General features: G+C 70.4%; 8 protein-coding genes and 1 pseudogene. 3 read left to right on the top strand and 6 right to left on the bottom strand.

The annotated features are described in order from the left end of the window. From M2271_RS42550 to M2271_RS21040, 3 genes and pseudogenes are all read left to right on the top strand, one after another. Nucleotides 1-84: pseudogene (locus tag M2271_RS42550) on the top strand (transposase); the annotation flags it as partial. A gap of 127 nt (nt 85-211) precedes the next feature. Next, nucleotides 212-1,072, top strand: a complete 861-nt coding sequence (locus tag M2271_RS21045) for an aminoglycoside phosphotransferase family protein (protein ID WP_280888828.1) — start codon at nt 212-214, stop codon at nt 1,070-1,072. Nucleotides 1,073-1,642: 570 nt separating this feature from the next. Beyond that, a complete protein-coding gene (locus M2271_RS21040; protein WP_280888818.1) occupies nt 1,643-2,305 on the top strand; it encodes a GPP34 family phosphoprotein in 663 nt (220 codons plus the stop codon). A gap of 158 nt (nt 2,306-2,463) precedes the next feature. On the opposite strand, the gene M2271_RS21035 is transcribed toward M2271_RS21040, so the two are convergent. The 6 genes from M2271_RS21035 to M2271_RS21010 all read right to left on the bottom strand — a co-directional run bounded on the left by M2271_RS21035 (nt 2,464) and on the right by M2271_RS21010 (nt 8,495). After that, a complete protein-coding gene (locus M2271_RS21035; RefSeq protein WP_280888817.1) occupies nt 2,464-3,039 on the bottom strand; it encodes a GAF domain-containing protein in 576 nt (191 codons plus the stop codon). A gap of 70 nt (nt 3,040-3,109) precedes the next feature. Continuing rightward, nucleotides 3,110-3,709 (bottom strand): ATP/GTP-binding protein, encoded by a 600-nt coding sequence (locus M2271_RS21030; RefSeq protein ID WP_280888816.1) that lies wholly within the window; start codon nt 3,707-3,709, stop codon nt 3,110-3,112. Further along, nucleotides 3,687-4,058: a DUF742 domain-containing protein gene (locus tag M2271_RS21025; RefSeq protein WP_280888815.1), complete on the bottom strand. Its 372-nt coding sequence runs from the start codon at nt 4,056-4,058 to the stop codon at nt 3,687-3,689. Before M2271_RS21025 ends, M2271_RS21030 begins: the two co-directional genes overlap by 23 nt. 2 nt (nt 4,059-4,060) lie before the next feature. After that, nucleotides 4,061-4,495 carry a roadblock/LC7 domain-containing protein gene (locus M2271_RS21020; protein ID WP_280888814.1) on the bottom strand — a complete coding sequence of 145 codons (435 nt, stop codon included), beginning with the start codon at nt 4,493-4,495 and terminating at the stop codon, nt 4,061-4,063. A 68-nt stretch (nt 4,496-4,563) separates the two neighbouring features. Continuing rightward, on the bottom strand, nt 4,564-6,861 hold the full coding sequence (locus tag M2271_RS21015) for an ATP-binding protein (protein WP_280888813.1): 2,298 nt from the start codon (nt 6,859-6,861) through the stop codon (nt 4,564-4,566). A 362-nt stretch (nt 6,862-7,223) separates the two neighbouring features. Then, nucleotides 7,224-8,495: an MBL fold metallo-hydrolase gene (locus tag M2271_RS21010; RefSeq protein ID WP_280888812.1), complete on the bottom strand. Its 1,272-nt coding sequence runs from the start codon at nt 8,493-8,495 to the stop codon at nt 7,224-7,226. Nucleotides 8,496-8,558 lie beyond the last annotated feature (63 nt).

Below are 8,558 nucleotides of genomic sequence, written 5' to 3'. Positions count from 1 at the left end.
ATTCGCCGCTACATCATCTGGCGAAACCACCATGCCGACGACAAGCGCCTACGCACCGTCGTCGACAGGGCGAACGTTGCCTGATGCGGCACTAGTTGACACTTGGTCGTGATGGTTGCCACCGGCTGTCGATCCGCGGTGCGAGTTCGTGTGCCGAGCCACGATAGTTGACACCGCCCTCGCTCATCTGTGCCAAGATTCGAGGGTGGAGATGACCGACGTCACGCGTGCGATCGCGGCTGCGACTTCGGTCGCCGCATCGCTGGACCTACCGGCCGACGACGCGATCGTTCTCCACAACTCGAACAAGCTGACACTGCGGCTGACGCCATACGGCGTCCTTGCCCGGGTCGCCCCTGTGGGACAAGAGGTTGCACAGTTCGAAGTCGAGCTCGCTCAGCGGCTCACCGAGGTCGGATGCCCGGTGCGTCCCCTGGAACCTCGGGTGGACCCCTGCGTCTACACGCGCGATGGCTTCACAGTGACGCTGTGGACCTACTACAAGCCCGTGACACCTCACACCTCACCAGTCGACTACGCCAAGGCGCTGGAGCGGCTGCACGCCGGCATGCGCAAGGTCGATGTGCCGAGCCCACGGTTCACGGACCGGATCACGGAGGCGGAAGAAGTTGTCGCCGACCCGGATCGCTCGCCGGAGCTCGCCGACGCAGACCGCGTGTTCCTCAGCGGCAGGCTGGCAAGCCTGCGCCGGGCGATCGAGGACCGCGGCGCTGTGGAGCAGCTGCTCCACGGCGAGCCGCATCCAGGCAATGTGCTCAGCACGAAGAACGGCCCGTTGTTCATCGACCTTGAGACGTGCTGCCGCGGACCCGTCGAGTTCGACCTCGCCCATGTTCCCGAGGCGGTCTGCGAGCACTACCCGAACGTCGACCAAGGGCTGCTGGACGAGTGCCGACAGCTCGTCCTCGCGATGGTCGCCGCGTGGCGTTGGGAGCTTGGCGACCAGTTTCCGAACGGGAGGCGATTCGGAGAAGAACTCCTGCGCGCACTGCACGACGGTCCTCCGGGTCCGACACTCGACACGCTGAACAAGCGACTGGGTGGCCTGTAGAAATCGCCGAAGGTCACGTGAAAGCGGCAAGGAACCAAGCGCCGAGACTGTCGCCGTTGAACCCCATGCGCGCCGGCCTCGCCGCCGCGCTGAACCATGGCGCCGGGGATCGTGCACGTGCCGTCGCCTGGTGCCATCACCTGTGACGGCGGCAACCTGTGCGTGGCCGCCTACGACTCCACGAAGGGCGACTACGTGTCTACTCCCTCTACTACTGCGGCACCTGCGAGCTGGCCAACTTCGTGGGCACGGGCTCCTACCGCAACGCCCAGACCGGTGGTGCCACCGCGTACTTCTACGGCAAGAACGGCGGCCTCCTGACGGCCGTTCACCGGGTGGAAGCAGCAACTCCTACAACTGGACGCCCGTCTGGTCCATCCGCACCTGCTGATCCCGTTTCCGCGGCCGGTGGCGTCCTGCGGATCTGGCACTCGCGCTCCATGATGTCCATGATGGTCGTGCGACACTCGGCCTCTCAGGGGCGGTCCGCGTCCCCGGACACCGCCCCGACCCGGCCGGACCGGGGCTGACGCGGACGTCTGAGATCGGCCGACCGCCAGGGAGCCAGCCATGACCACAGCACAGGACCTGTTGATCGTCTCCATGGGCGTGCCGCCCGACGCCCCCGTGGCCTCCGGTGATCTGTCCCTGGCTCTTGCGGGAGCCGAGCTGATCGACCTCATCGAGACCGAGGCGGTCACGCTGGACGGCGACCGGATCGTCCCCGGACTCCAACCGGCAACGGGCGACCGCCTGTTGGACGATGCCGCGTCCTCGCTCGTGCGCCAGGCACCGTACGAGTCGACCGAGGACTGGCTGTGGCGTCGGGGCCGTGGTCTGGCCGCGGCGTATCTCGCCGCGCTGGAGTCGGACGGGCTGATCACGCGGAGCCGCGGGCGCTGGCTTCCGGTCCCGACCGGCCACAGGTCGTTGACGGACTCGCCGGTCCGCCGCCACGCCGAGGAACGCCGGGCTTCGGGCGACCCCGTACTCGCCGCGCTGACAACCGCCGTCGGGATCGACGACAAAGGGAGGGCCGCCGTCGAGGCCGAGGACGAGTCGACCACCGTCGCCGGACTGCGGGAGACGTCGGACGAGAGCCTGCACCCCGCCGATGACTCGATCGAGGCCGTGCTGGCCGCGGTCGGCGACGCGGTGACGGAACTGGAAGGAGTACGGCAGCGGCGGACCATCGAGGACGCGGCCTTCGACAACGTCTGGCGAGGCTGGTGACGACGACTGCGGACAGGGCCTGAACCGGTCACCAGGTGCCAGGTCGCCCAGTCGGCAGATCTCCCGGTTTCCCGATCCCCCGATATTCCGGTCGACACATGGCATACGTATACGGCTTACGTGTACGGCGTACGGCGTACGGCGTACGGCATACGGCGTCACTGCGGCCGCCCGTCGGCCTCTCGCTGCTCCAGGCGGGCCACCAGGTCCGCCGCCGTCGCCTTGATGCTCGCCAGACCGGTCCTCCCCCAGGCCCGCGGCTCGGTGTCGGCGACGCACACGGTGCCCAGCACCATCCCCGTGCTGTCGATGAGCGGAGCGCCGAGGTAGGAGCGGATGCCGAACTCGTCGACCACGGGGTTTCCGGCGAACCGTGGATAGTCGCGCACGTCTTCCAGCACCAGCGCCTTGCGCCGCACCACCACATGGGGGCAGAACCCGTGGTCGCGCTCCATGTGGCGGCCCACCACCGGAGTGATCTTGCCGGTGTCCGTCAGAGGGCTGACATCCGGCACACGCAGACCCGCGAAGAACTGCCACTGCTCGCCCACGAAGGTGACCATGGCGTACGGCGTTCCGCCGCGCTCGGCGAGGCGGCGCGCGAAGGCGTCCAAGGCGGGCTCCGGGTGTTCCCCCAGGCCCAGCAGGGCCAGCCGGATGGCACGGGCCGGGGCCTCCTTGTCCTCGGGGGTGAGCAGGAGTCGACCGGCCGGGCGGGGCAGGTCGTAGCTCATGGGCGGGCTCCGTCGCTGTGAACGTAGGTCATATGCGGCTCCGTGGCGGGGTGTGCGGGGTGTGCGGGGATCACATGTGGGCGCCGTGGCTCGGGGCGGGCGCCGGGCTGTGGAGAATGAGGTGGCGTACCAGGGTGAGCAGGGTCTGCACCCCGGAGCTGGAGATCCGGGCGTCGCAGCTGACGACCGGGATCTCAGGGGCGAGGTCGATGGCGGCGCGGATCTCCTCCGGGTCGTAGCGGTACGAGCCGTCGAATTCGTTGATCGCGACGATGAACCCGAGACCGCGCTGCTCGAAGAAGTCGACGGCGGCGAAGCACTCCTCCAGACGGCGGGTGTCGGCGAGGATCACCGCCCCGAGCGCACCCTCCGACAGCTCGTCCCACATGAACCAGAACCGCTCCTGTCCGGGCGTTCCGAACAGGTAGAGGACGTGTTCCGGGTCGAGGGTGATGCGGCCGAAGTCCATGGCCACCGTCGTCTCGACCTTGTTCTCGATGCCGTCGAGGCTGTCGGTTCCGGCGCTCACTGTGGTGAGCAGTTCCTCCGTGCTCAGCGGGGCGATCTCGCTGACCGCGCCCACGAAGGTCGTCTTGCCTACTCCGAACCCGCCCGCCACCAGGATCTTCAGTGCGGCGGGGAAGGGGTCAGAGCTGTCGTCGTAGTCCATCGAGCACTGCCTCCAGAAGGGCCCGGTCAGTCGGGTTGTGGGTGAACTCGGGGGGTTTGGTGGTCAGCGCCCCGCAGTCGACGAGGTCCGACAGCAGCACCTTGGTGACCACGGCCGGCAGCTTGAGGTGGGCGGCGACCTCGGCGACCGAGACGGGTGCGCGGCACATGTCGAGTACCTGCGCGTGCTCGGGGTCGAGGTAGCCGAGGGGGGTGGCTCCGGTGGCCGTCACGTGCGACAGGAGGTCGAGGGCGATGGTGGGCCGGGTGCGCCCGTTACTGATCGTGAAGGGCCGCACCAGCCGCCCGGCCGCTTCGTCGAGCCAGGGACCGTCGTCGACCGCCGCCACGCTCAAGACCTCATCGCCGTGGATCCGACGGCGTGCTGCCGGGGTGCGGTCACCAGGTAGGGGCGGACGCTCTTGACCAGCATCGCCATCTCGTATCCGAGGACCGCCGCGTCGGCCTCGCGGCCGGCCAGCACGGCGAGACAGGTGCCGGAGCCGGCGGTGGTCACGAACAGCAGGGTCGAGTCGAGTTCGACGACGACCTGGCGGACGTCTCCGCCGTCGCCGAAGCGGACGCCGGCGCTGCGGCCCAGCGAGTAGAGACCGGAGGCCAGGGCAGCCATGTGGTCGGCGCTGTCGGGGTCGAGTCCGTGGACCGACTTCACGAGCCCGTCACGGGACAGGAGGACGGCGCTGGTGGTGTGCGGTACGCGCTGCACGAGGCCGCTCATCAGCCAGTCGAGATCGGATACCTGGCCGGTCGGCGCTTCGCTCGCCATGGTGGATCGACTCCTTGAGGTACGAAGGTCTGCGGGAGCGCTGGGGGGTGGCGTGAACGCGGGAGTGGTCATCCGGCGGGTGCGCTCCCGTCGTACCGGGTGCCGCGGTCGAGATCGAGGTCGAGGTCGAGGTCGAGGTCGAGCCCCGGCACGGTCCCGCCGTCCCGCCCCCGCGCTTCGCAGGACACCGGCGCGTGCGGGGAGCGCACCTCGGTTGTGCGGTTCCGGTCCAGGTGCGGGGGTGCTGTATCGGAGCCCTCCAGACGACCGGACTCCCCTCCGACCGATCCTGTGTGGGCCGACGCCATGTCAGCCGGAGCCATGCCGGTGTGACCCATCTGGATCGCCGACACGTCGGCCGATCCCGAGTGGGCCGAGCCCGTGTGATCCGAGCCCATGTCGCCCCGACCCATGTCGCCCGGCGCCATGGAAGTGGTCGTATCGCCGGGTGCGACCTCCAGGTGCTGTGGGGTCTCGGCGAGGCCGATCCCACGTTGGAAGGCTGCCATCAGGCCCGGGTCGTGCCCGGCCAGGTACTCGGTGTCCTGGCGCGCGGCCGGTCCGTCGCGCAGCTGGGGTGCGATGTGCTCCTGGGCCCGGCGCCGGGGCAGTGGGGGCTTGCCCATCGTGCCGCGTACGGCACCAGTGCGCGGAGTGGGCGGCGCGAGCGTGTGTTCCGCGACGAGCGGCCGGTCATCCGCTCTGACACCGGGCACGGCCTCCGCCGGTGTGGGCCGCTCGGCCCACCTGCCGCGCACGGGAAGCGGCGCCGGTCCACCGCCGTTCGTCCCCGAGAACCTCACTGATCCCGCCGCCGACCCCGAAGCCGAAGCCGCCGCCGACCCCGAAGCCGCCGCCGACCCCGACCCCGAAGCCGATGCCGGCCCCGAGGTCGACGTCGACCTCGCGGTGGCCCCCCGCTGCCTGGGACCCCCGGCCTGCCCCTGGCGCGGCACACCGATGGGCGGAGCGGAGGGCGCGGGAAGTGTGGACGAGTTCGTGGCCTGCTCCTTCGGCATCCCCCGGCGCGCTCCCCCTGCCCCGCTCTGCCGCGGCGGTACGGCCACACCCCCCGAGCCTCCCGTGCCCCCCGTGCCCCCCGGGCCCGTCGGCCCTGTCGCGTCGTCCGGCGGCCGCGGTACGACGCCGGGGACGCCCGGCACCGTGCCCAACAGGGCTTGCGGCACGACGAGAACGGCCTGGACCCCGCCGTAGATGTTGGCCTGCAGACGGACGTGGATGCCGTGCCGCTTGGCGAGTTGGGAGACGACGAAGAGCCCGATGCGGCCGTCCGCCAGCAGGCCGGCCACGTTGACCTGGTCGGGGTCGGCGAGCAGGGCGTTCATCCGGCTCTGCTCGCCGACGGGCATGCCGAGTCCGCGGTCCTCGACCTCGACCGCGAGCCCCGAGGTGACGAGGTTGGCGCGCAGCAGCACCTGGCTGTGCGGGGCGGAGAACACCGTGGCGTTCTCGACGAGTTCGGCCAGCAGATGGATCACGTCGGCGACGGCATGGCCGCGCAGTTCGCCGTCGATCGGCGGTACCAGCTTGACCCGGGAGTACTGCTCGATCTCGGCGATCGCCGAACGCAGCACCTCGGTCATGGAGACCGGGTTGCTCCATTGCCGGCGCGAGACGGCGCCCCCGAGCACGGCGAGGTTCTCGGCGTGACGGCGGATGCGGGTGGCGAGGTGGTCGACGTGGAAGAGGCCCTTGAGGAGGTCGGGGTCCTCGATCTCGTTCTCCAGCTCGTCGAGGAGGGAGATCTCACGGTGCACCAGTGACTGCAGGCGCCGGGCGAGGTTGAGGAAGACCTCCAACTTCTGTTCGCTGCCGGCCTGGCTGGAGAGCTGGGCGGCCTGGGCGACGGCAGTGAGGGCCCCGCCGTGGGCTCGGGCCAGGTCGGCGGCGAGCAGTTCGAACTCGTCGGCGTCCTCGGGCGGCCCGCCGCGGGGCTTGCGCCGGGGCGGGCCCTCGCCGCGGCGCAGGGCCTCGACCAGCGCCCGCAGATCGGCCTCGCCGCGTGCGCTGCTGCGGCGCAGTGCGCCGATCCGGTCGCTGACGGACCGCGCGGCGCGGTCGGCGGCGACCACGGCGATCAGAATGCCCGCGCAGGTCACCGTTACGGCGCCGCCGAGCACACCCCCCAGGGCGAGGCTGGGCCGCGCTCCGGTGGAGCGCACGGTGAACAGGACCGCGGCGCAGCCGCTGAGGGCGACGGCGACCGGCGGCAGGACGGCGAGACGCATCAGCTGAGGCCGGATGTGGGTCTCGGACAGCGCGGAAGCGGCGCGGGCGGCCGGTCGGCCGTGCCTGCCGCCTTCACGGCGGTCTGCGCGGGCGGCCGGTGCGCGGAGGTGAGACATCGGTGTCCTCGTCGTACTGGTCCGTCGGTCCTGGTTGCCAGGGGGCGTATGCCGGATGCGTACCGCGGGCACGCACATGCGGGGGTCGGTCGAGAGAACCGAACTTTCCGGCCCGCGTCGCCCGACGGATACCGACAGTAGTCGGCAATACGTCAGGTGCGGTGGGCAGTTGACAAACTCACGCGGGGAGCATCCCGCTCTGGCATGAAGCCTCGTACGACAGACCGATAATTTCCTCAAGCGCAGATAATCGAACGGAACACATCGATCGCACCTGCTCAGAAGCGGTCACGGAAAAGCGGCGAGGGCCGGGGAGTCTGAAACTCCCCGGCCCTCGCCGTTCGTGTGTCCCGTGTCCGCGGTCAGCCCGCCGACAGGGTTTCCGGGTCTCCCGCGCCGCCGTCCGCACTCCTCGGAACGTCACTCACCGTATCGGCCTTGGCCTGGTTTTTGGTCGCCGAGTCCGCCGTGGTCTTGATCGCCGCGCCGGTAAGTGTCTCGACCGCGGGCCGGCCGCCCGCCGGTTCGAGGGTCACACCTCGCCACCACGGGTCGGTCGGCACGGTCTCGGCCGTCGGCTCGAAGGGCTCGCCCGGCTGGGGCAGGGCGATCGGGGCACCCACCGCGCGGGAGGCGGCGACGGTACCCTCGCCGGGTTCCGACCACGCATGCGCCGCGAGGTTGAAGGTCGCCCAGTGGATCGGCAGCATCACGCCGTGCGGCTGCCCGCCCTGGAGGTCGAGGTGAGCGCGCATGCCCTCCTCGGGGGTCATGTGGATGTCCGGCCAGAACTCGCTGTAAGCGCCGATCTGGACCATCGTGGCGTCGAAGGGCCCGTGCTCGGCACCGATGTCCCGGAAGCCCTCGAAGTAACCGGTGTCGCCGCTGTGGTAGATCCGGTGCTCGTCCCCGGCGACGACCCAGGAGGCCCACAGGGTGTGCTGGGTGTTACGCAGGCCGCGGCCGCAGAAGTGGCGGGCCGGGGTGGCGGTCAGAGTGAGCCCGCCGACCTTGGTGGCCTCGTGCCAGTCCAGCTCGCGCAGCCGGTCGGCGGAGATACCCCAGTGCTCCAGGTGGGCACCGACGCCCAGGGGCACGGCGAACAGCGTGTCCGTACCGGCCAGCGCCTTGATCGAGGGCAGGTCCAGATGGTCGTAGTGGTCGTGCGAGATCACGACGACGTCGACCGGGCCGAGCGCGGCCAGCGGCAGCGGCACCGGGTGCAGCCGCTTGGGTCCGGCGAAGGAGAACGGGGAGCAGCGCTCGCCCCAGACCGGGTCGAACAGCACGCGCTGTCCGTCGATCTCGGCGAGCACGCTGGAGTGCCCCATCCAGGTCAGCCGCAGCCCGGTGGCAGGGGGCTTGGCGATGTCGGCGAGCGTGGTGGCGTGCACCGGCACCGTGCCGTTCGGGGCGCGACGGGCGCGTTCCTCCTTGTCGAAGTAGAGCTTCGCGAACTCCACCGCCGAACCGGAGGGCCGGGTCCCGGTCTTTTCCCCGGGATTCTGGAAGACCCCGTCCTTGAAGTGGGGCGATCTGCGGATGCGCGCCAGGCGCTCACCGCTCGGGTCCGCGCCGAAGGCCGCGGGCCGCAGCGCGCGGAGCCCGGAGCTCGGGAAACGGAATCCGGTCACGGTCTACCTCCAGGTGGAGTCGGTGAGACGTTCCATTATGGTCACCCCCGCTGACGGTCGGGT

The organism is Streptomyces sp. LBL, from assembly GCF_029893585.1.
In the GTDB taxonomy this organism is placed as follows: Bacteria; Actinomycetota; Actinomycetes; order Streptomycetales; family Streptomycetaceae; genus Streptomyces.
This window is presented reverse-complemented; position numbering and strand designations above follow the sequence as displayed.